This window comes from Streptomyces sp. JLBT605 (assembly GCF_058215555.1).
Window position 1 is genome coordinate 6,356,162 of sequence record NZ_CM177087.1, and the last position, 20,118, is coordinate 6,376,279.

At 72.2% G+C, this 20,118-nt stretch carries 19 protein-coding genes and 2 pseudogenes; 13 read left to right on the forward strand and 8 right to left on the reverse strand.

The window, feature by feature from the left end; genetic code table 11:
* Nucleotides 1-51 precede the first annotated feature (51 nt).
* From AC4BDD_RS27560 to AC4BDD_RS27590, 7 genes are read left to right on the forward strand one after another with little or no spacing between them, the layout of a single operon-like run.
* A complete protein-coding gene (locus AC4BDD_RS27560) occupies nt 52-483 on the forward strand; it encodes a phage tail protein (RefSeq protein ID WP_490688165.1) in 432 nt (143 codons plus the stop codon).
* A gap of 4 nt (nt 484-487) precedes the next feature.
* A complete protein-coding gene (locus AC4BDD_RS27565) occupies nt 488-1,357 on the forward strand; it encodes a CIS tube protein (protein ID WP_490688166.1) in 870 nt (289 codons plus the stop codon).
* Between the two features lie 8 nt (nt 1,358-1,365).
* Nucleotides 1,366-3,234 (forward strand): VgrG-related protein, encoded by a 1,869-nt coding sequence (locus AC4BDD_RS27570; RefSeq protein ID WP_490688167.1) that lies wholly within the window; start codon nt 1,366-1,368, stop codon nt 3,232-3,234.
* An 18-nt stretch (nt 3,235-3,252) separates the two neighbouring features.
* A complete protein-coding gene (locus AC4BDD_RS27575) occupies nt 3,253-3,534 on the forward strand; it encodes a PAAR domain-containing protein (protein ID WP_490688168.1) in 282 nt (93 codons plus the stop codon).
* A 2-nt stretch (nt 3,535-3,536) separates the two neighbouring features.
* Nucleotides 3,537-3,944, forward strand: a complete 408-nt coding sequence (locus AC4BDD_RS27580) for a GPW/gp25 family protein (RefSeq protein WP_490688169.1) — start codon at nt 3,537-3,539, stop codon at nt 3,942-3,944.
* Nucleotides 3,941-5,926, forward strand: coding sequence for a putative baseplate assembly protein (locus AC4BDD_RS27585; protein WP_490688170.1), 1,986 nt, complete (start codon nt 3,941-3,943; stop codon nt 5,924-5,926). Before AC4BDD_RS27580 ends, AC4BDD_RS27585 begins: the two co-directional genes overlap by 4 nt.
* 1 nt (nt 5,927) lies before the next feature.
* On the forward strand, nt 5,928-6,491 hold the full coding sequence (locus AC4BDD_RS27590; RefSeq protein WP_490688171.1) for a phage tail protein: 564 nt from the start codon (nt 5,928-5,930) through the stop codon (nt 6,489-6,491).
* A 79-nt stretch (nt 6,492-6,570) separates the two neighbouring features.
* Here AC4BDD_RS27590 and AC4BDD_RS27595 read toward each other — a convergent pair whose 3' ends face one another.
* Nucleotides 6,571-7,083, reverse strand: coding sequence for a hypothetical protein (locus tag AC4BDD_RS27595; RefSeq protein ID WP_490688172.1), 513 nt, complete (start codon nt 7,081-7,083; stop codon nt 6,571-6,573).
* On the opposite strand from AC4BDD_RS27595, the gene AC4BDD_RS27600 reads away from it, so the two are divergent.
* Entirely contained in the window at nt 7,064-8,068 is a 1,005-nt protein-coding gene (locus tag AC4BDD_RS27600; protein WP_490688173.1) for an NADase-type glycan-binding domain-containing protein, read from the forward strand. The genes AC4BDD_RS27595 and AC4BDD_RS27600 overlap by 20 nt on opposite strands.
* A 194-nt stretch (nt 8,069-8,262) precedes the next feature.
* Here AC4BDD_RS27600 and AC4BDD_RS27605 read toward each other — a convergent pair whose 3' ends face one another.
* Complete coding sequence (locus AC4BDD_RS27605; protein ID WP_490688174.1) at nt 8,263-9,093, reverse strand: endonuclease I family protein; 831 nt, start codon at nt 9,091-9,093, stop codon at nt 8,263-8,265.
* A gap of 185 nt (nt 9,094-9,278) precedes the next feature.
* Nucleotides 9,279-11,378, reverse strand: coding sequence for a SpoIIE family protein phosphatase (locus AC4BDD_RS27610; RefSeq protein ID WP_490688175.1), 2,100 nt, complete (start codon nt 11,376-11,378; stop codon nt 9,279-9,281).
* A gap of 558 nt (nt 11,379-11,936) precedes the next feature.
* On the opposite strand from AC4BDD_RS27610, the gene AC4BDD_RS27615 reads away from it, so the two are divergent.
* The 4 genes and pseudogenes from AC4BDD_RS27615 to AC4BDD_RS27630 all read left to right on the forward strand — a co-directional run.
* Nucleotides 11,937-13,448: a carboxylesterase/lipase family protein gene (locus tag AC4BDD_RS27615; protein WP_490688176.1), complete on the forward strand. Its 1,512-nt coding sequence runs from the start codon at nt 11,937-11,939 to the stop codon at nt 13,446-13,448.
* A gap of 88 nt (nt 13,449-13,536) precedes the next feature.
* Complete coding sequence (locus tag AC4BDD_RS27620; protein WP_490688177.1) at nt 13,537-13,968, forward strand: SRPBCC family protein; 432 nt, start codon at nt 13,537-13,539, stop codon at nt 13,966-13,968.
* 186 nt (nt 13,969-14,154) lie between these two features.
* A pseudogene (locus AC4BDD_RS27625) lies at nt 14,155-14,667 on the forward strand (GNAT family N-acetyltransferase); the annotation flags it as partial.
* A 93-nt stretch (nt 14,668-14,760) separates the two neighbouring features.
* Nucleotides 14,761-15,081, forward strand: a pseudogene (locus AC4BDD_RS27630) (gamma-glutamylcyclotransferase family protein); the annotation flags it as partial.
* A 30-nt stretch (nt 15,082-15,111) separates the two neighbouring features.
* Here AC4BDD_RS27630 and AC4BDD_RS27635 read toward each other — a convergent pair.
* Together AC4BDD_RS27635 and AC4BDD_RS27640 are read right to left on the reverse strand one after the other, a co-directional pair.
* The gene (locus AC4BDD_RS27635; protein ID WP_490688178.1) at nt 15,112-15,609 is read right to left on the reverse strand and encodes a Zn-ribbon domain-containing OB-fold protein; all 498 of its coding nucleotides are present in this window, start codon (nt 15,607-15,609) and stop codon (nt 15,112-15,114) included.
* 137 nt (nt 15,610-15,746) lie between these two features.
* A complete protein-coding gene (locus tag AC4BDD_RS27640; protein ID WP_490688179.1) occupies nt 15,747-16,478 on the reverse strand; it encodes a TetR family transcriptional regulator in 732 nt (243 codons plus the stop codon).
* Between the two features lie 117 nt (nt 16,479-16,595).
* On the opposite strand from AC4BDD_RS27640, the gene AC4BDD_RS27645 reads away from it, so the two are divergent.
* A complete protein-coding gene (locus AC4BDD_RS27645) occupies nt 16,596-17,750 on the forward strand; it encodes an acyl-CoA dehydrogenase (RefSeq protein WP_490688180.1) in 1,155 nt (384 codons plus the stop codon).
* A 93-nt stretch (nt 17,751-17,843) separates the two neighbouring features.
* On the opposite strand, the gene AC4BDD_RS27650 is transcribed toward AC4BDD_RS27645, so the two are convergent.
* The 3 genes from AC4BDD_RS27650 to AC4BDD_RS27660 all read right to left on the reverse strand — a co-directional run bounded on the left by AC4BDD_RS27650 (nt 17,844) and on the right by AC4BDD_RS27660 (nt 20,090).
* Nucleotides 17,844-18,416 (reverse strand): dihydrofolate reductase family protein, encoded by a 573-nt coding sequence (locus AC4BDD_RS27650; protein ID WP_490688181.1) that lies wholly within the window; start codon nt 18,414-18,416, stop codon nt 17,844-17,846.
* A gap of 299 nt (nt 18,417-18,715) precedes the next feature.
* Nucleotides 18,716-19,237, reverse strand: a complete 522-nt coding sequence (locus AC4BDD_RS27655) for a DUF4352 domain-containing protein (RefSeq protein WP_490688182.1) — start codon at nt 19,235-19,237, stop codon at nt 18,716-18,718.
* A 382-nt stretch (nt 19,238-19,619) separates the two neighbouring features.
* Nucleotides 19,620-20,090: a hypothetical protein gene (locus AC4BDD_RS27660; protein ID WP_490688183.1), complete on the reverse strand. Its 471-nt coding sequence runs from the start codon at nt 20,088-20,090 to the stop codon at nt 19,620-19,622.
* Nucleotides 20,091-20,118: the final 28 nt, after the last annotated feature.

Below are 20,118 nucleotides of genomic sequence, written 5' to 3' on the forward strand. Positions count from 1 at the left end.
CGAGCACCGGCCGGCCCGCGGCGAGAGACAGAGAAGAGAGGGATGGGGGGCATGCCCGCAACCGACGACCCGGCGGTCAGCGTCTGCTTCGTCGTCACCATCGACGGCATCGAACTGGGCTCGTTCAACACGTGCGAGGGACTCGGCTGCGAGGTGGTGCTGGAGCAGCGGGAGGAGGGCGGCAACAACGGCCACCTCTGGCAGCTGCCCACCCGCCTGAAGTACCCGAATGTGAAGCTCTCCCGGCCGCTGACCCGCGAAACCGAGAAGGTGGCCAAGTGGTTCGCCTCCATGACCACCGGTTTCAGCCGGAAGACGGCACACATCGAGGCCCGCACCGGCGACGGGCAGAAGGTCGCCCAGTGGGGGTTGCTGGAGGTGGTGCCGGTGCGCTGGACCGGACCGAGTTTCAACCCCGAGTCACCCAAAGTCGCGGTCGAGACCATCGAGATCGCCCACCACGGCTATGTGATGGAGGGCTGACGCGATGACCGCTCCCGTGGCGTTCAGCGCGGCGGGCACCGGCGGCGGAGCGCCCCGGTCCGCCGGTTCGGCCCGGCCCAAGCTGGAGCACGCCTATCTCGAACTGCGCACCCCGCCGCCCGGTGGCAGCCTCACCCCGGGCGGTCCGTGCGGCCGCATCGACTTCCAGTTCAACCCCAAGGAGCTGAGCCTGACCAAGGCGGCGGCGTGGAAACGCAACAACGCCAAGGGGGCCAAGAGCGCCGGGCCACCGGAGTACCAGGGGCCGCAGCCCAGCAAGCTGACGGTGGAGATGTTCTTCGACGCCAGCGACAAGCAGGACACCAGCGTGGTGACCTCGGTGGAGCAGCTGTTCGCCTGTTGTGTGCCGACCAGCGAGACACGGCAGCAGCAGCGCTCCTCCCCGCCCTGGGTGGTCTTCCACTGGGGCGGGCTCACCGGCTTCCCCGGCTATGTCAGCCAAGTGCAGGTCAAGTACACCCTGTTCACCACCTCCGGAGTGCCGATCCGGGCGGTGTGCCAGGTCACCATGGAGGAGATCAGCGGCGAGACGCCGGGCCAGAACCCGACCTCGGGCGCGCTGCACGCCCGCCGGGTGCACCGGGTGCGGAGTGGGGACACCCTCCCGCACCTGGCCTGGCGCGAGTACGGCGACCCCACCGCCTGGCGGGTGATCGCCGAGGCGAACGGCATCGACGACCCGATGCGGCTGGCCAACGGGCGGGAGCTGCTGCTGCCCGCCCTCGACGAACTCGACCGGCTGCGGGACGGATCCGGCGGCGCCCCCGGCAGCGGTGTCGGCGGCGGCCTCGGCGGCTCGGGGAACGGCCCGGGCGGCCTCGACCGGCGCGACCCGCGCGCCCTGGCCCGGTGAGGTAGCACATGGTCGAACAGAGCGTCGCGAAGTCCGTGGTGGTGGAGGTCGAGGGCCGCCCGCTGCCGCCCGCCCTCGCCAACACCCTGGTCGACGGGTACGTCGACGACAGCCGTACGCTCCCCGATCTGTTCGTTCTCCGCTTCCGCGACCCCAGCCGCCTCCTGCTGGAGAAGGCCGGGCTGCGGATCGGCACCAAGGTGCGGCTCCAGGCCCGGGCCGGCGGCGGGGGACCGGCGCCCCTGCCGCTGCTGACCGGCAGCGTGACCGCCCTGGAGATCGACATCGACGACACCGGGACGTTCACCGTCGTCCGCGGGCTCGACGAGTCCTACCGGCTCTTCCGCGGCCGCCGAGTGGCCAGCTACCAGAACATGACGCTGGCCGACATCTGCGCCCGCGTCGCCCAGCGCGCCGGGCTGCGCCCGGGGAAGGTCGACGTCGCCGGCCCCGTGCTGGAGCACGTCGCCCAGCCCAACGTCACCGACTGGGACTTCCTGCGCCATCTCGTCCAGGAGGCCGGCGCCCAGCTCTATGTGCGCGACGGACAGCTGCACGTCGTCAAGCCCACCGAGGCGGGCGACGCGCCGGATGTGTCCACCCGCGCCGACAAGCACCCGCAGGTACTGGAGATGGGCAACAACCTGCTGCGCTGCCGGGCCGGGGTGTCGGCGGCCGAGCAGGTGTCCGCGGTCGAGGTGCGCGGCTGGGACGTGCGCGCCAAGCAGCCGCTGGTCGGCCGGGCCCCGGCGGGCAGGGCGAGCACCCTGGAGCTGGGACTGACCGCGGCCCAGGTGTCCGAGCCGTTCGGCCAGGCCGACTTCGTCGTCAGCGACGCCGCGTACGGAACCCAGGCGGAGGTCGATCAGGCCGCCAAGGCACTGGCGGAGCGCATCGCCGGTTCCTTCGCCGAGCTGGAGGCGGTGATCCGCGGCAACCCCGAGGTCCGGGCCGGTGGCGCGGTCACCCTCACCGGGGTCGGGGCGCCCTTCGAAGGCCGGTACACCGTCACCTCCTCCCGCCATGTCTTCGACTCCCGGCACGGCTACCAGACCTGGATCTCCGTCTCCGGGCAGCAGGAGCGTTCGCTGTTCGGGCTGACCGGCGGTGGCCACGGCAGCCGCCAGTCCTCCGGGGAGGGCCTCACCGGCCTGGTCAACGGGACGGTGACGGACACCAAGGACCCGGAAGGGCTCGGCCGGGTCAAGGTGAGCTTCCCGTGGCTGTCCGACAGTTACGCCAGCGACTGGGCGCGCACCGCGCAGGCCACCGGCACCGGCGGCGGCCAGGCGTTCATCCCCGAGGTCGGCGACGAGGTGCTGGTCGGCTTCGACCAGGGCTTCCTGGACCGCCCCTACGTCCTGGCCGCCCTGTGGAACGGGCAGGACAAGCCGGGGCAGGAGGGCAAGGCGGAAGGCGACCCCGTCGACTCCACCAGCGGGGCGGTGACCAAGCGCGCCTTCGGCTCCAAGAAGAGCAGACTGGAGGTGCTGGACACGGCCAACGGCCCGCAGGGCGTACGGCTGGTCACCGTCGACGGAAAGCTCAAGATCGACCTCGACCGCAAGGGCACCACCATCGTGCTGCACAGCGACGGCACCGTGGAGATCGACGCCAAGGACAAGGTGTCGATCAAGGCGGGCAGCGGAGTGTCGCTGGACGCGGGCAGCGGCGCCCTGGAACTCTCCGGCAGCTCCGTGAAGCTGACGGCCCGCAGCGGCGTGCAGGTGGACGGCGGCAGCGGACAGCTGAAGCTGTCCACCGGCGGCGCGGTGGACGTCCAGGGAAGCCAGGTGGCGGTCAACGGCACGGCCCGCACCGAGATCAAGGGCGGCGCGACCGTGTCGGTGAACGCCCCCATGGTGAAGATCAATTGAGGCAGGGGGACACAGAACATGCCACCAGCCGCACGCGTCGGCGACCCCACCGCACACCCCGGCGTCATCGGCCCGCCCGGGATGCCCACGGTGCTGATCGGCGGGATGCCCGCGGCCACCGTCGGCACACCGCACCTGTGCTCCTTCCCGCCACCCGCGGTGCACCCCCCGAGCCCCCTGGCACCCCCCGGCAGCACCTCCGTCCTCATCGGCGGCCGACCCGCCGCCCGGGTCGGCGACCTGGCGGGCTGCGGCGCGCCGATCGTCTCCGGCTGCCTGACCGTCCTGATCGGAGGCTGACCATGGCCCAGCAGTTCGTCGGCGCCGGCTGGGCCTTCCCGCCGCGCACCGACGCCACCGGCAGCATCGCTCTGGTCGGCGGGGAGCGCGAGATCGAGGAGTCGATCCGGCTGATCCTCGGCACGACCCCCGGCGAGCGCCCGATGCGCCCGGAATTCGGCTGCGCCCTGGGCGAATACGTCTTCGCGCCCGCAGACGCCGGCACCGCCGGCCAACTCGCCTACGAGGTGCGGCTGTCCCTGGAGCGCTGGGAGCCGCGCATCGACGTCGCCGATGTCGCCGTCCGCTTCGACGAGGCCGACAACGGCGTGCTCTACATCGACATCAGCTACGCGGTGCGCGGCGCCAATGACCCGCGCAACCTCGTCTTCCCGTTCTACGTGATCCCGCACGCCGAGGAGGGCGTATGACGCTCCCCAGCCCCAACCTGGACGACCGGCGCTTCCAGGCTCTGGTCGACGAGGCCAAGCGGCTGGTGCAGCAGCGCTGCCCGGAATGGACCGACCACAACGTCTCCGACCCGGGCGTCACCCTGATCGAGGCGTTCGCCACCATGGTCGACCAGCTCGTCTACCGGCTCAACCGGGTGCCGGACAAGAACTACCTGGCCTTCCTCGACCTCATCGGGGTGCGGCTCTACCCACCCACGGCGGCCCGCACCGAGGTCACCTTCTGGCTGTCCGCGCCCCAGCCCGAACCGGTGCGCGTCAAGGCGGGCACCGAGGTCGCCACCGTGCGCACCGAGACCGAGGAGGCGGTGGTCTTCACCTCCAGCCGCGACCTCTCCGTCGCCCCCTGCTCCCTCGCCCATCTCGCCACCTGGCCCGCGGGAGCCACGGCCAAGGCCACCGACCGCTCCGAGGAGCTGGCGATGGGCCGCGACGTGTCCTGCTTCTCCGCCAGCCCCGTCCCCGGCGACTGCCTCTACATCGGCCTGTCCAACCCGGTCCCCGGCTGCGTCCTGGTGCTGCGCCTGGACTGCAAGGTCGAAGGCGTCGGCGTCGACCCGCGCCGTCCACCGCTGCTGTGGGAGGCCTGGGACGGCACCGCCTGGCTGGCCTGCGACGTCGAGAAGGACGACACCGGAGGGTTCAACAAATCAGGCGAGGTCATCCTGCACATGCCGGCCGCGCACACCGGCTCGGTGATCGCCCGGCACTCCGGGGGCTGGCTGCGCTGCCGCCTGGTCGAGGCCGCCGCCGGCCAGCCCACCTACCTCGCCTCACCGACCGTGCGGCAGGTCACCGCGTTCACCATCGGCGGCACGGTGGAAGCCGCGCACGCCGAATCCGTCACCGAGGAACTGCTCGGCCTGTCCGAGGGCGTCCCCGGCCAGGGCTTTCAGCTGGCCCGGCCCCCGGTGGTGCCCAGCGAGGAGCCCTTCGTCGTCGAGGTCGCCGAAGGCAGCGGCTGGGTCTCCTGGAGCCGGGTGGACAACTTCGCCCACTCCACCGCCTACGACCGGCACATCACCCTCGACCCCAACTCCGGGCAGATCGACTTCGGCCCGGCCGTGCGGGAGCGCGACGGCGCCCTGCGGCTGTACGGCGCGGTGCCTCCCAAGGGTTGCGCGATCCGGGTCCGCGGCTACCGCACCGGAGGCGGCCACCGGGGCAACGTCGCCGCCGGAGCGCTGCGGGTGCTGCGCAGCTCCCTGCCGTACGTCGCCCGGGTGGAGAACCGGCGGCCGGCGCTCGGCGGTGTCGACGGCGAGACGGTGGAGAACGCCCGGGTGCGCGGCCCGATGACGCTGCGCACCCTGCAACGCGCCGTCGTCCCCCACGACTACGAGCAGCTCGCCCGGGAGGTCGCGCCGGACGCCGCCCGGGTGGCGTGTGTCCCCGCGGGCGAACGGCGAGAGGCCGCGGACGCCCAGGGTTCCGCCGAACTCGCCGGCGGCGTGCGGCTGCTGGTGGTGCCCGCGGGGCGCAGCGACGCCCAGGGCAGGATCGAGTTCGACGAGCTGGTCCCGCCGCCGGACACCCTCGCCATGATCGCCGCGCATCTGGACGAGCGGCGGCCGATCGGCACCCGGCTGATCGTCGAACCCCCCTACTACCAGGGCGTCACCGTGGTCGCCTCGGTGCAGGCGGCCCGGGGATCGGGCACCGAGCGGCTGCGAGCCGCCGCGCTCACCGCGCTCTACAGCTACTTCAACCCGCTCACCGGCGGACCCGCGGGGCGGGGCTGGCCGTTCGGGCGGCCGGTCCACTCCGGCGAGGTCTTCGGCGTCCTGCAGCAGGTGCCCGGCGTCGACCTGGTGGAGGACGTGCGGCTCTTCCCGGCCGACCCGGTCACCGGGCAGCGCGGCGAGGCACAGGCCAAGATCACGCTGGACCGGCACGCGCTGGTCTTCTCCTATGAGCACCAGCTCCGAGTGCGGGAGGCGTGAGGTGCGCGGAACACTGCCCGGGCTGCCCACGCCGCACCCGCTGACGCAGCAACTGCCCGCGGTCTACCTGGAGCAGGACTTCCTGCGGCGCTTCCTCGGCGCACTGGACGAGGTACTGGCCCCGGTGCTCCTCACCCTCGACAACCTGCCCGCCCATCTCCATCCGCGCACCGCGCCCGAGGACTTCCTCTCCTGGATGGCCGGCTGGGTCGCGGTGGAGCTGGACGAGGCGCGACCCGACACCCAGCGGCGGGCCGTGGTCGCGGGCGCGGTGCGGCGCCATCGGCAGCGCGGGACCCGGCAGGGCCTGGCCGCGGCGATCCGGGTGGAGACCGGCTTCGAACCGGAGATCAGCGAGAGCGGGGCCACGGCCTGGTCGTCGGTGCCGGGCGCCGAACTGCCCGGCGCGGACGACGGTCCCTGGGTCGCGGTGCTGCTCAGGGTTCCCGATCCCGGGCGGATCGACCGGGCGCGGGTGGAGAAGCTGGTCGCGGCGGAAGTGCCCGCCCATGTCGCCTACCAGGTGGAGATCGTGCCCAGGCTTGAGGAGGCGGGTGCGCCATGAACTGCCCCGAATGCGGTCACCGCAATCCGGCCGGGGCCCAATTCTGCGGCTCCTGCCAGGCGTTCCTGGACTGGGACGATCAGCCGTCCGGCGCCGGGTCCGCGTCGGGTGCGGCGTCCTCCTCCGGTGCCGGGGCACCGGCGGGCGGCGTGCCCGGGCAGAGCGCTGGGCCTGCACCGGGCGCCGCGTCTTCGTCGGGCGCCGCGTCTTCGTCGGGCGCCGACCGGCCGACGCCGCGGCCGCCTGGTGGGGAGTCCTCGTCCGGGGCCGGGCCCCGGTCCGGCGGCCGGACGCCGTCGGCTTCCCCGCCCGGGACCGACCCGCCGCCCACCATGCAGTTGCCCGCTGCGGCGTCCGGCGCCGGTCCTTCGCCGGAACCCGGACGGGCCACCGCCCCGTCACCCCCGGCGGCCGGTCCGCCGCCTGCGGTGCCGCCGCGCCAGGCCGCTTCCGGCGGCGGGCGCGCTCCGGCGGCTCCACCCGCCGCCGCGTCCCCGCCCACCGACCCCGGACCGCCACCACCGACCCGGCCGTCCGGTCGTTCCGCCGGTCCCGCGAGGCCGTCGGCCGGCGTGCCCGCTCGGCCCACCACGCCGCCGACCGCAGGGGTGCCGGCGCCCGGCCCCGGACACCCGGCACCGGCCCAGCCGCCCGGCCGGCCGGCCGAGGCGCCGGACCGGGTCGCCGGTCCGGTGCGGCCCACCGTGGGCGCGCCCCGTCGGCCCGGCGATCGCGCCGACGGGCGCCACGATCAGGGACCGGACCACCGGCCGGAGGATGCGGGAGCGGAGCCACCAGCCGCATCCGGCGGGCCGTCAACCGACGCGCCCCACCAACCCGGGCAGCGGTGCCCGCGCTGCCGGACGGACAACCCGCACGGCCGGCAGCTCTGCGAGCGCTGCGGCACCCTGCTCGACGCCTCGGCCTTCTCGGCCGGTCAGCGGCGCCCGCTGCCGTGGTGGCGGCGGATCTTCCGCCGTGCCGAGCGTCCACTCGCCGCCGGAAGCCGCCCCAGACGCCGCGCCTGGCGCCGGCCGCGCCTGGCCCTCCCGATCACCGTGCTCCTGCTGGCCGGGCTGGCCTGGTTCGCCCGCTCCCACCTGAACGAGGTGTTCACCTTCACCCAGGACCAGACCGCCAAGCCGGAGGCGCTGCGTCCCGATGAGGTCAAGGCCTCCAGCGTGGCGTCCGGTCACGCGGCGGGCGCGGCCTTCGACGGGTTCAACAACCGCTACTGGGCGCCGGCCGAGGGCGGCCCGGGGACCGGGGAGTATCTGGAGGCGGAGTTCGACAAGCCGGTGCGGCTGCTGAAGCTGCTGGTCACCTCGGGAAGCTCGGTGAACCAGGATGAGTTCCTCTTGCAGGCCCGTCCGGCCGAGCTCACCGTGGTGCTGACCACCGCGGACGGCGAGCGGTCCACCAAGGCGATCAACCTCCGCGACCAGCCGGGCCAGCAGACCTTCGACCTGCGCGGCTCGGACGTGGTGCGGGTGCGGCTGACGGCGGACGCCGCCTTCGGGGCCCGCTCGCACCGCAGACTCGCCATCGCCGAGGTGGAGTTCTTCGGCCGTCGGTGAGGCGCGGCACAGCGGCGGCCGGAGCCGATGGCACGGCTCCGGCCGCCGCCGGCCGCCAGTGGGCCGCTACGCGCGTCGCCGGACGACACTACGCGCGTCACGCGGCGAGACTACGCGCGTCGCCCCGGGCGAACTACGCGCGTCACATCAGGTGAAAGCGCTGCCGTGGTCCTGTGCTGACCACGCCGCTCGCGTCACCAGATGGACTCGACCCACTCCGGGTGATCGATGAACGGGTTGCGGTTGTGCTGGTAGTTGTCGTAGATGACCTGGTTGCGGCGCTTCTCGAAGGCGTCCGGCGGGTCCTGGAGGCTCCACTGCTTCAGCGTCGACAGCCGCCCGTGGTAGGGCAGGGTGCCGTTGTTGACCTTGTCGTTGGGCTCCAGGTCGGGGAAGGCGTCGTCCCCCTCGTAGCGGACGGCCATGTAGAGGATCATGCGGGCGACGTCGCCCTTGACCGCGTTCCGGGGCTCGAAGGAGTCGGCGTCGGTGTAGTTGCCGGGGGCGCCGCTGACCGCGCTGCCGCCGTTGTCGAAATCCTTGTTGCCGCGGATGCTGTTCACCGTCACGTCCTCGGGACGCAGGTGGTGCAGGTCGGTGCCGGGGCCGGTGGAGGTGCCGAAGTCCCCGTGGGACTTGGCCCAGACGTGCTCCCGGTTCCAGTCGCCGACGTCACCGCCGCTACTGCTCTTGGGGATCGAGCGGCCGGTGTACACCTCGATCACGTTGGCGGAGTTGGCGGGGTCCTGATCGGTGACCTTCAGTGCCTCCCACACCTGGGTGTAGGTCACCGTGCTCTGGTTCTTGATGATGGTGTGCAACGCGTCCTTGAGCTCCGCACCGCTCTTGCCGATCGCGTCCTGGTAGTAGGTGTCGTCGTACGCGGTCGCCGTGGCGACCACGCTTTGTGCCTGCGCGTCGGCCGAGGACGCGGCGGCGGGGGACTGGCTGATGGCGCCGGCGGTCACCGCGACGGCGGCCACCAGCGGCAGGGGAATCCAGCGCTTCAAGCGAGGGACGGGCATGTGGGGATGTCCTCTCCCGGTACCTCGCGCCGTCCGCCGAGGCAACTGCCCAGTGGCCGGGGCGAGGTAATGGTTGATCGGTCAACCGGAGAGTGACACAGACATGACACTCGTTTGTGAACGCCATGTGTCAATTGTGTGTCGGCCTGACGGGGTGAAAGGTTTCGTGAACCGGAGGGAGCGCCTCAGCCGGCCGGCCGTGGATCGCGGACCCGGGAGATCAGCAACGCGACATCATCGTGCTCCAGCGGATTGCGCAGCCCCGCGAGCAGATGGTCGCAGAGCACCTCCAGGTCCTCCCGCGGCTCGGCGAGCAGATCGACCAGGGCGTCCAGCCGGGCGTGTATGGGCTGGTCGCGGGTCTCGATCAGCCCATCGGTGTACAGCACCAGCTGGTCACCGGCGGTCAGGGACACCGCGGTCTCCTCGAAGCGGACGCCCCCGACGCCCCCGACGCCCAGCGGAGCCCCCGACGGCAGTTGCAGCAGCTCCGGCGGCTTGCCCGGGCGCACCACCACCGGCGGCACATGCCCGGCGACCGAGATGACGCACCGCAGCCGGTGTGGGTCGTACTGCGCGTAGATGCAGGTGGCCAGGGCCGGGTCCAGATCCGCGGCGATCCGGTCCAGATGGCGCAGTACCTCCGCCGGGCTGAGGTCCAGCTCGGCCAGGGTCCGGGTGGCGGTGCGCAACTGGCCCATGGTGGCGGCCGCGTTGATGCCGCTGCCCATCACATCCCCCACGACCAGAGCCGTCCGGTCCCCGGTCAGCGGGATGGCGTCGAACCAGTCGCCGCCGATCCGGCCGGCCGCGTGCGCGGGCTCGTAGCGGTAGGCGATGTCCAGCCCCTTCGGCTGCGGCGGACGGTGTGTCAGCAGATGCCGCTGGAGGGCCAGCGCGGTCCGCCGCTCGTTCTGGTACCAGCGGGCGTTGTCGATGGCCACCGCGGCGCGGGCGGCCAGATCGCCGGCGAGTACCAGGTCCTCCTCGTCGAAGGGCACCGGATTGCGGGCGCGGCCCAGGTCCAGCGCGCCCAGCACCTCGCCGCGCGCGATCAGCGGCACCGCCATGTACGAGTGGAGACCGGCGCGCGCCAGCACTCTCGCCGAGCGCGGATTGGGGGCGATCCGCCGCATGTCCGCCTCGGTCACCCGCTCCACCAGCACCGGACGGCCGGTCACCACGCACTCGGTGATCAGCCGGTCGGCGGCGTACGCCGCGATCTGCCCGGTGGGGTCGGCGGCGTGGATCGCTTCGGTGGGATAGGCGGCGCTGACCGCGAGGGCCCGGAACCTCGCCGTGCCCGCGACCGGCGGCATCGGCCGGCGGCGGCCCTCCAGCACCGCGTCGAGGATGTCGACCGCGGCCAGGTCCGCCAACTCGGGCACCACCACATCGGCCAGCTCCTTCGCCGTCCGGTCCACGTCGAGGGTGGTGCCGATGGAGACCGAGGCGTCGGCGACCAGGGCAAGCCGGTTGCGGGCGCGGGCCGCCTCCAGCGCGGCGTGGTGCTGCTCGGTCACATCGATCACCGAGGTCGACAGGCCCAGCACCCGCCCGGAGGCGTCCTCCAGGCGGTAGTACGACACCGACCAGGCGTGCTCGGTGTCCGGGTCGTCCGGCGGGCGGCCCACCGTGAACTGGTTGAGCAGCGGGGTGCCGGTGGCGAGCACGTCGCGCATGATGACCGCGATCGGCTCGGTGTCGAGGAACGGCAGGACCTCGTCCAGCCCGCGGCCGATGTGCTCCTCGGCGGGGCGCCCGTTCATCCGGGCCAGCGCCGGATTGACCATCACATACCGCAGTCGGGTGTCGAGGACGGCGAGCCCGATGGGGGACTGGGCGACCAGCCGCACCGACAGCGCCAGGTCCTGCTCCACCTCGCGCAGCACGGACTGGTCGGCGGCTATGCCCAGGGCGTAGGTGGCGCCCCGCTCGTCCTGCAGCCGCATGTTGCGGAACTCCACCATCCGGGTGCTGCCGTCCTTGTGCCGCACCGGGAAGACGCCGGCCCAGTTCCGGCCGCTGCCCATGACCTCGGTGAACAGGTGCAGCACCATGTCGACGTGCTCGGGTGCGACCAGCAGCTTCGCCGCGAGCTGGCCCAGTGCCTCGCTCGGGCTCCAGCCGAACAACTCCTCGGCCGGCGGGCTCCACAGCGCGATCCGCCCCTCGGCGTCCAGCATCACCGCCGCCACGCCCAGCACGTCCAGCAGGCCCCCGGGCTCGGCCGGGCGGTCCTCCGCCGGAGCGAGGTTCGCCGGGTACGCGTCGGTCGAACCCATTCAGGCACTCCTTCCGCCAGCCGTCGCGGGTCGACGAGCTAGTCGACGAGCCATCGACAGCCTCGGTCCGGTTCTCGCCCGGCGTGCCTAGCCGCTGGCCTCCATCATCGCGCCGGGCGGGAGGTACTTCCAGATCAAAGTGCGATGACCTTACCGGACGTGTCCGGGTGCTGCCGCTGAGTGGCACGGAGTGTCGCGCACCATTCCGGCGCGGTCAAACCCCGCGCTCGTGACGCCGCGTCTCCCTCGCCTCCGACGCTCCCTCGCCCCGGGACTGACCTGGCGCTTCCTGGCCCGGACGCGGCCGGAACGGCCCGCCGGACGCCGCACAGCGGCTGACGGCGAGCGGGCGTGCGGCCCCGCGATGTCCCTCAGTGCCCCGGCCGTCACCTCCTCGGCGGACCGGCTCGTAGGTGCACCGGAGACGACACGGGGGCGCGGGTGAGGTGACACAGGACAGCCCGGTCGGGAAGGCTGCTGCACGGCGTAGAACGCCTCCGGCGAGCGCCGACGCGCCCGGACGCACCGGGTTCCACGACTCCGGGAGGACAAGCGGACATGGATGTCATCGTTCCCACCACGTACGGAAAACTGCGCGGCCGGGAGCGCGGCGATGTCATCGCGTTCCTCGGAATCCCCTACGCCGCCCCGCCGTTCGGCCCGCGCCGGATGCGCCCACCCCAGCCGCCCGCGCCCTGGACGGGCGAGCGGGACGCCCTCGCCTTCGGCCCCACCGCGCCCCAACCCGGCTACCAGGCGCCGATGGACGCGCTCATCCCGGGCGCCGAGGGACCCGGCGAGGACTGCCTCAACCTCAACATCTGGACACCCGCCCCCGGCCGCTCCGGCGGCCGGCTGCCCGTCATGGTGTGGATCCACGGCGGCGGATTCTGCAACGGCTCCGGCTCCCTGCCCCTCTACGACGGGGCCCGGCTCGCCGCCGACGGCGTCGTCTGCGTCACCCTGAACTACCGGCTCGGCCCCGAGGGTTTCCTGCTGCTGCCCGACGGAACCGCCAATCTCGGACTGCTCGACATCATCGCCGCGCTGCGCTGGATCCAGGACAACATCGCCGCCTTCGGGGGCGACCCGGACGCGGTCACCGTCTTCGGCGAGTCGGCCGGCGCCATGAACACCGTCACCCTGATGACCATGCCCGCCGCCCGCGGCCTGTTCCACCGCGCCATCGCGCAGAGCGGGGCCGGGCACCACGCCCACACCAGCGACGTCGGTCACCGGGTCACCGAACGCCTGGCCGCCCTCGCCGGCGTGGAGCACACGACCGAGGCACTGGCCGCCGCGCCGCCCGCGCGCCTGATGGACGCCAACATCTCCCTCGCCCGGGAGCTGGCCGGCGTGCGGGACGCCGAAACCTGGGGCGAGGCGGCCGGCGGCGCCGTCACCGTCCTGCCCGTGGTCGACGGGACGACCCTGCCGGCGCGCCCGGCCGACGCCTTCGCGGCCGGGGACGGCACCGGCATCGACCTGCTGATCGGCACCAACACCGAGGAGTTCCGCTTCTTCCTCGTCCCCCGGGGCATCCACCGCCGTATCACCGAGGAGTTCCTGCACATCTGGCTCGCCGACCACGGGATGGCGGACGGGCAGGCGGTCGACACCTACCGCGCCGCCCGCCCGGAGGCCACGCCCGGCGACCTGCTCGCCGCCGCGATCACCGACCACGCCTACCGGATTCCGGCCATCCGGCTGGCCGAGTCCCGCACCGCGCACGGGGCCGACACCCATGTATACGAGTTCGCCTGGCCGACCCCGGCGCTCGACGGCACCCTCGGCGCCTGCCACGCCGCCGAGATCGGCTTCGTCTTCGGCAATCTCGTCTCCACCCTGACCGGCCCCGGTACCGGAGCCCCGGCCGAGCTGTCGGACCAGATGCGGGCCGCCTGGACGGCTTTCGCCCGCACCGGCCGCCCCGGCCCGGCCGGCGGGCTCCTCCCCGAGTGGCCGGCCTACGGCGCGCACCGCCGCGTCATGCGCCTGGGGGACGGCCCGCCGACGGTGCGCCACGACCCCGCGGCCGAGGAGCGGCTGCTGTGGCAGGGCATCCGCTGAGCCGACACGAGGCGCGCGGGGGACCGCCACGCTCGTCGCCGCGCCCGCTGATCGCCACTGACCCGAGCCGATCACCTACGATCGCACCGTGACCGCCTTCCGGATCGAGCGCCGGTGCCCACTGCCTCCCGACGAGGCGTGGCGGCGGGTCACCGACTGGCCGCGGCACACCGGTCGGCTGCCGCTGACCCAGGTCACCGCGACCCCACCGGGACCGACCCGGCCGGGCACCTGGGTGGTGGCCCGCACCGGACTCGGGCGGCTGGCCTTCGACGACCCGATGGAGGTCGTCCACTGGGAGCCGCCGCGCAGCGGCCGGGCGGGGCGCTGCCGGCTGGTCAAGCGCGGCACCCGGATCACCGGATGGGCCGAGATCGAGGTACGGGCCGAGCCCGGTGGGGCACGGGTGATCTGGCATGAGGACGCCAGGGTCCGTCGGCTGCCACGGCTGTTCGACGCGCCGACGGCCCGGGCCGCCCGGCTCGTCTTCGGCCGGCTGCTCACCGGTCTGCTCGCCTGAGGGGTGCCCGGTGGGTCTGCGCGGCGTCCAATGCCGACGCGGACCCACCGGGCACCCGCTGGTGACAGGCCCGGACACCCGATGGCCGGCGAAGTCAGGGACGGGTAAACCAGTGGCGCGGCGCGGGGGTGTCCGACGTACCATCCGACGCATCCGACCAGCGGCAGAACGGACCAGTAGCCCGCCATGAACCGCGAACTCGCATGGACCACCCGCCCGGAGACCGAGGCCGACGCGGCCGCCGTCCGGGCGGTGAACCTCGCGGCGTTCCCGACGTCCCTGGAGGCGGACATCGTCGAGGGACTGCGCGCGGACCCCGCGTGGATCCCCGGTCTCTCGCTGATCGCCGAGGACCCCGACGGCACCGTCGCCGGCCATGCCCTGCTGACCCGGTGCCTGGTCGACGACGCCCCCGCCCTGGCCCTCGGACCGTGCGCGGTCCTCCCCGGCCTGCAGCGCACCGGCTGCGGATCGGCCGTGATCCAGGCCGCGCTGGCGGCCGCCCGGGTGCGGGGCGAGCGTCTGGTGCTGGTGCTCGGGCACCCCTCGTACTACCCCCGGTTCGGCTTCGTCCCGGCCTCGCGCTACCGCATCGGCCCCACCTTCGAGGTGCCGGACGACGCCATGATGGCCCTCGCGCTCGATCCCGCCCGCCCGGTCCCCAGCGGCACCCTGCGCTATCCCGCGCCCTTCGGCGTCCCGGACGAGCGGTCCGCGGCCCCGGCCGACGCGCTGTTCGCCTACGGCAGCCTGCGCTTCCCCGACGTCCTGCGATCCCTCCTGGGCCGGGTGCCGCAGGGGCAGCCGGCCTCGGCTCCCGGCTGGCGCGCCGCCGCGCTGCGCGGCCGGGTCTACCCCGGGCTCGTACCGGCCGCCGAGGACACCGCTGCCACCGGCCTGCTGCTGACCGGCCTCACCGAGCGGGAGCGCCGGATCCTCGACGTCTTCGAGGGGGACGAGTACGAGCTGCGCCAACTCCCGCTCGCCGGCGGGCGAGCGGCCTGGACCTATGTCTGGCGGGGCGCGGACGTGCTCCCCGCCGACTGGTCCGCGGACCGCTTCCGCACCGAGCAGCTGGCCGACTTCGTCGCCCGCTTCACCGCCACCCCCTGACCGGCTACGTCCGGCGAGGCCGGGGGCGGCTCAGCGCCAGGCGTGCGACCGGTCCTCGGTCCTGCGGTCGTCGCTGGAGCGGGTGTCGCTCAGTTTGAAGGTGAGCTCCTTCGGGCGCGCGGTGTGCGGATCGAGGCAGACCGAGGAGCCCGGGCGGATGGTGTCCGCGGTGACGCCCGAGAGCGTGGCGCGCAGCCGGAAGCCCTCCGCCATGTCGATCACCCCCACCGTCCGCAGCGAGCCGTTGCTGCGCCGCACGACCGTGGCGTGGCGCACCACGCCGGTGCCGGAGCTGCGCTCCCACTCCATGTCGGTGGAGGCGCAGACGGGGCACAGCAGGCGGTGGAAGAAAGCGGTGCGGCACCAGCGGCAGCGCTGGAAGTACAGCTCGCCGCGCTGGAGGCCCTCGAGGTAGATCCCGCCCTGCCAGCCCTCGTCGTGCGGCTCCGCGGTGTCCGGCCCGCCCTCGAGACGGGGACTGTCCTGGATCGGAGAATGGCCGGCGATCTCGGCCACGGTGTGGAACACGATGTCTCTCCCTGCGCTCGGCCGGAGGATTCAGGTACGCGCACGGCGAGCGTATGGCACGCAGTGCCAGGTGTAAAGGTACTGAGTTCCCTCTGGTTCGCGCAGTCGCGCGGAGACAGGTATCCGGTGGATCTCGTCTAGATCTCGTCCGCCGCGGTCTCCAGCTCCCGGACCACCCGCCACAGCGGGGTGCGGCGCTTGGTGATCACCACGACCACGTCGTCCTCCTGGCCGGCCGGTGCGGGTTCGCCGGTGGCGCCCGGTGCCCAGGATTGCCGCACGAACTCCAGCGCGTGGTCGACGCCGGCCTCGGCGTCCCCGCGCCCGCCCGAGCGCAGCCAGGAGCGCAGGGCGTTGTTGTGCGCCGCGACCACCGCCGCCGCTATCACATCGGCCCGCAGATCGCCGTCCGACCAGCCGGTGAAGCGGCGGCGCAGATAGGCGGCGAGCGCCCGCTCGTACCGCCACACCACCGACAGTTCGTAGGCGCGCAACGCGGGGAAGCTCTTGGTCAGCCGGTAGCGTTGAACGGAGAAGGTGGGCTTCTCGGCGTACATGCGCAGGACCAGGCGGGCCGCGTCGCAGACCCGCGCCACCGGTTCGTCGTCCTCGCCGGCCGAGTCCAGGAAGCGGTTCATCTCCGTGAGGCAGCCCTCGTGGTCGGGGAAGACCACGTTCTCCTTGGAGGGGAAGTAGCGGAAGAAGGACCGGCGCCCCACCCCGGCCAGCGCGACGATGTCGTCCACGGTGGTCGCCTCGTACCCGCGCGTCAGGAAGAGCTGGAATGCGGCGGCGATGAGGGCGTCCCGCATCGGCGGTCGGGTCGGTGCCGTGCCTGCGTCCGGCTCCGGACGATGCTCCTCGCTCATGCCCCGGAACATAGCACCCAGATTGTCGGATGGCACTGAGTGTGCCATCTTGGGGGTACTGAGTGCCGTAATGCTGATCGCATGCCGACCGACCTGATGAAACAGGAGTTCCCGACCATGAGCTCACAGGACTTCGACCTCTACCGCCCTCTGGAGGAGCACGACATGCTCCGGGAGTCGGTGCGTGCGCTCGCCGAGGCGAAGATCGCGCCGTTCGCCGCCGAGGTGGACGAGGAGGGCCGCTTCCCGCAGGAAGCCCTGGACGCCCTGGTGGCCAACGATCTGCATGCGGTGCACGTACCGGAGTCGTACGGCGGCGCGGGCGCGGACGCGCTGGCGACCGTGATCGTGATCGAGGAGGTCGCCCGGGTCTGCGGTTCCTCCTCGCTGATCCCCGCGGTCAACAAGCTGGGCTCGCTGCCGGTGGTGCTCTCCGGCTCCGAGGAGCTGAAGAAGAAGTACCTGGCGCCGCTGGCCAAGGGCGACGCGATGTTCTCCTACTGCCTGTCGGAGCCGGACGCGGGCTCGGACGCGGCCGGCATGAAGACCCGCGCGGTGCGCGACGGCGACCACTACATCCTCAACGGCGTCAAGCGGTGGATCACCAATGCCGGCGTCTCGCAGTACTACACGGTGATGGCCGTCACGGACCCGGAGAAGCGCTCCAAGGGCATCTCCGCCTTCGTCGTGGAGAAGGACGACGAGGGTGTGTCCTTCGGTGCCCCGGAGAAGAAGCTCGGCATCAAGGGCTCCCCGACCCGCGAGGTGTACCTCGACAACGTCCGCATCCCGGCCGACCGCATGATCGGCGCGGAGGGCACCGGCTTCGCCACCGCGATGAAGACCCTGGACCACACCCGCATCACCATCGCGGCCCAGGCCATCGGCATCGCGCAGGGCGCCCTCGACTACGCCAAGGGCTACGTCCAGGAGCGCAAGCAGTTCGGCAAGCCGATCGCCGACTTCCAGGGCATCCAGTTCATGCTCGCCGACATGGCGATGAAGCTGGAGGCGGCCCGGCAGCTGACGTACGCCGCGGCGGCCAAGTCCGAGCGGCTCGACTCCGACCTGACCTTCTTCGGCGCCGCGGCCAAGTGCTTCGCCTCCGACGTGGCGATGGAGGTCACCACCGACGCGGTGCAGCTCCTCGGCGGCTACGGCTACACCCGGGACTACCCGGTGGAGCGCATGATGCGCGACGCGAAGATCACCCAGATCTACGAGGGCACCAACCAGGTCCAGCGCATCGTCATGGCCCGCAACCTGCCGTAGCACGGTTTTCAAACACGACGGCCCCCGGCATCACGCCGGGGGCCGTTCGCATGGGTCCGTCAGGCCACCTCTTGAGCCTGGGCGGGGGGATCGTCAGCGGACGACGTCGAAGACCTGCTTCTGCAGGCCGTTGGCGTACGCCTGCTGCTCGACCAGCTTCAGCTTCTGGGTGTCCTTGTCCGAGCCGCTGAACAGTCGCTTGCCCGCGCCGAGCAGGAGCGGGAAGACGAGCAGGTGGTAGCGGTCGATGAGGCCGGCGTCCGAGAGGTTCCGGTTGAGGGTGGCGCTGCCATGCATGATGATCGGGCCGCCCTCGGTCTCCTTCAGCGCGGCGACCTCGTCGAGTGAGCGGAGGATCGTGGTCTCGCCCCAGTTCGTGACGAGGTCGTCCTCGGTGAGCGTGGTGGAGACGACGTACTTCGGCATGAGCTTGTAGTCGGCGAACTCCTCCATGCCCGGCCACACCGGGCTGAACGCCTCGTAGCTGGTCCGGCCCAGCAGGATCGCGGACGCTTCCTGCTGTTCCCGGCTCTTGATCTCGAAAGCCTCGGGAAGGAACTCCACATCCTTGAAGGTCCATCCGGAGTTCCGGTAGCCGGGCTCGCCCCCAGGGGCCTCCACGACGCCGTCCAGGGAGATGAAGGCAGAGCTGATCAGGGTACGCATGTGATTCCTCGATAACTCGCACGGGCTGCGGCGGGCGCTCCTTGCGGCCGTCGTTTCTGACGATGGAAAGCTACGCCGTATGCGATCTTCCGGGAAACGCTTTCGTTGTGCACGATTGTCATTCCCGCAGGTAAGAGCCGAGAAATCGTTGCAATGGCTCTGAATCCTAATGCAATAATCCTTCCGGTTCGTTGCAATGGCTTGCTGATGAACGCACCGTGCCTACGACCACTGCCCGACCCCGCTCGAGTGTGAGCGCGCCCCGCCCCGAGGGGCGGGGCGCGCTCGGGCAGGCCGGGCTACTTCGGCAGCTTCACGCTGAAGCCGCTGCCGTCACCCAGGTACGTGAGTGTGCCGCCGCGCTCCGGCACGTCGAGGATGAGCCGCCCCGTGACTCCCTGCCCAGGCTTGTAGGTGGTGTCGAGGTCTGGTCCCCCCACCGAATTGAGCGTCGTGGCATCCTGCCCCGCGGTGTCCGCGTCCTCCCACTGGAGCTGCCCGTAGGTCATGATGTCGCCCGGCCTCTTGCCCACGTTCTTCAAGGTGAGGCCCAGCCGCAGGTACTGGCCTTCGGCCGGCAGCGACGTACCCGCCTCCTCCTCGGAGGCCGCCACGTACTTCACCTCGTCGACGGTGACCTTGAACGTCGTCTTGTTCCGGCCGCCGCTGTCGGTCACTGTGAAGGTGCCGGAACCCCCCACGGCCAAGGGCGCCGAGGAAGCCGCTTCCGTCGACTCCTCGGCCGCTTCCGCGGCGGGCGAGCTTTGGCTTTCGTCGGAGCAGTGCTCCATCCAGTCCGCCTGGCTGATGTCCTTCGCCATGCAGTCGAAACTGCTGCCGGGCTTCGGTGCGGCCTTGTCCTTGCCGCCGCCGTCGTCGTCTCCTCCGCCGCAACCGGCGAGCGGGAGGCACGCGGCGAGGAGGAAGGCGGCGATAGTTCGTGTGCGCATGGTGGTTCCCCTGGTTCAGATGAGAGAAGCCGACCGTAGCGCCCAGGTGGTGCCGGTCTGAACGAAGTTGCCGAACCGGGATGGTCGGCCCTCGAGACCGTGCACGCCGCACGGGCCCGCAACCTGCCGTAGAGGTGACATTTCGCGCAGCCCAGGGCATGAACGAAGGCCCCGCCTCCCGGGATCCACCGGAAGAGAGGCGGAGCCTTGGCGCCCTGTCACGGCGGAGGTCAGGGCGCGTGACGGGTGCCGGTCAGAAGGTGAACGGGCCGGGGTTCTGCGGTGAGGTGGCGGTGCAGTTGATGGTGACGAAGCCGAAGACCACCAGCTTCAGCGACTTGGCCTCCAGCACGTCCCCGGCGGCGACCGTCCCGGTCAACGGGCCGGTCGACACGTCGTCACCGCTCGCCATCGCCGGGTTGGACTTGCCGGTGAAGGTCGTGGTGCCGGTGCCGTTCTTGGAGAGGGTGAGCGTGGAGCTGACCGAACCGGCCGGGACGGCTACGGGCGCCTTGACGGCCGAGGAGGTGAGGGTGATGGTGGCCGAGGTGCCGTTCTGCGTGGCCGTGACGGTCGCGGCCCCCGAGCCGTAGCTGCCGCAGTCGGCTGTGAGGGTGGCGGTCGTCGGGGTGACCGCCGCGGCCGTGGGTGCCAGGGCGAGCGCGCCGGCCGCCAGGGTCGCTGCTGCTATCGCCGTGCCGATCCCGAGCTTGTCGCATCTCATCGAGTGCCTCCGTGGGGGGGAGTTCCAA

Bases quoted from the DNA above. Each gene is read 5' to 3' on its own strand.
- AC4BDD_RS27560 (WP_490688165.1), top strand. From the start codon at position 52: ATGCCCGCAACCGACGACCCGGCGGTCAGCGTCTGCTTCGTCGTCACC.
- AC4BDD_RS27565 (WP_490688166.1), top strand. From the start codon at position 488: ATGACCGCTCCCGTGGCGTTCAGCGCGGCGGGCACCGGCGGCGGAGCG.
- AC4BDD_RS27570 (WP_490688167.1), top strand. From the start codon at position 1,366: ATGGTCGAACAGAGCGTCGCGAAGTCCGTGGTGGTGGAGGTCGAGGGC.
- AC4BDD_RS27575 (WP_490688168.1), top strand. From the start codon at position 3,253: ATGCCACCAGCCGCACGCGTCGGCGACCCCACCGCACACCCCGGCGTC.
- AC4BDD_RS27580 (WP_490688169.1), top strand. From the start codon at position 3,537: ATGGCCCAGCAGTTCGTCGGCGCCGGCTGGGCCTTCCCGCCGCGCACC.
- AC4BDD_RS27585 (WP_490688170.1), top strand. From the start codon at position 3,941: ATGACGCTCCCCAGCCCCAACCTGGACGACCGGCGCTTCCAGGCTCTG.
- AC4BDD_RS27605 (WP_490688174.1), bottom strand. From the start codon at position 9,093: ATGCCCGTCCCTCGCTTGAAGCGCTGGATTCCCCTGCCGCTGGTGGCC.
- AC4BDD_RS27610 (WP_490688175.1), bottom strand. From the start codon at position 11,378: ATGGGTTCGACCGACGCGTACCCGGCGAACCTCGCTCCGGCGGAGGAC.
- AC4BDD_RS27615 (WP_490688176.1), top strand. From the start codon at position 11,937: ATGGATGTCATCGTTCCCACCACGTACGGAAAACTGCGCGGCCGGGAG.
- AC4BDD_RS27640 (WP_490688179.1), bottom strand. From the start codon at position 16,478: ATGAGCGAGGAGCATCGTCCGGAGCCGGACGCAGGCACGGCACCGACC.
- AC4BDD_RS27645 (WP_490688180.1), top strand. From the start codon at position 16,596: ATGAGCTCACAGGACTTCGACCTCTACCGCCCTCTGGAGGAGCACGAC.
- AC4BDD_RS27650 (WP_490688181.1), bottom strand. From the start codon at position 18,416: ATGCGTACCCTGATCAGCTCTGCCTTCATCTCCCTGGACGGCGTCGTG.
- AC4BDD_RS27655 (WP_490688182.1), bottom strand. From the start codon at position 19,237: ATGGCGAAGGACATCAGCCAGGCGGACTGGATGGAGCACTGCTCCGAC.
- AC4BDD_RS27660 (WP_490688183.1), bottom strand. From the start codon at position 20,090: ATGAGATGCGACAAGCTCGGGATCGGCACGGCGATAGCAGCAGCGACC.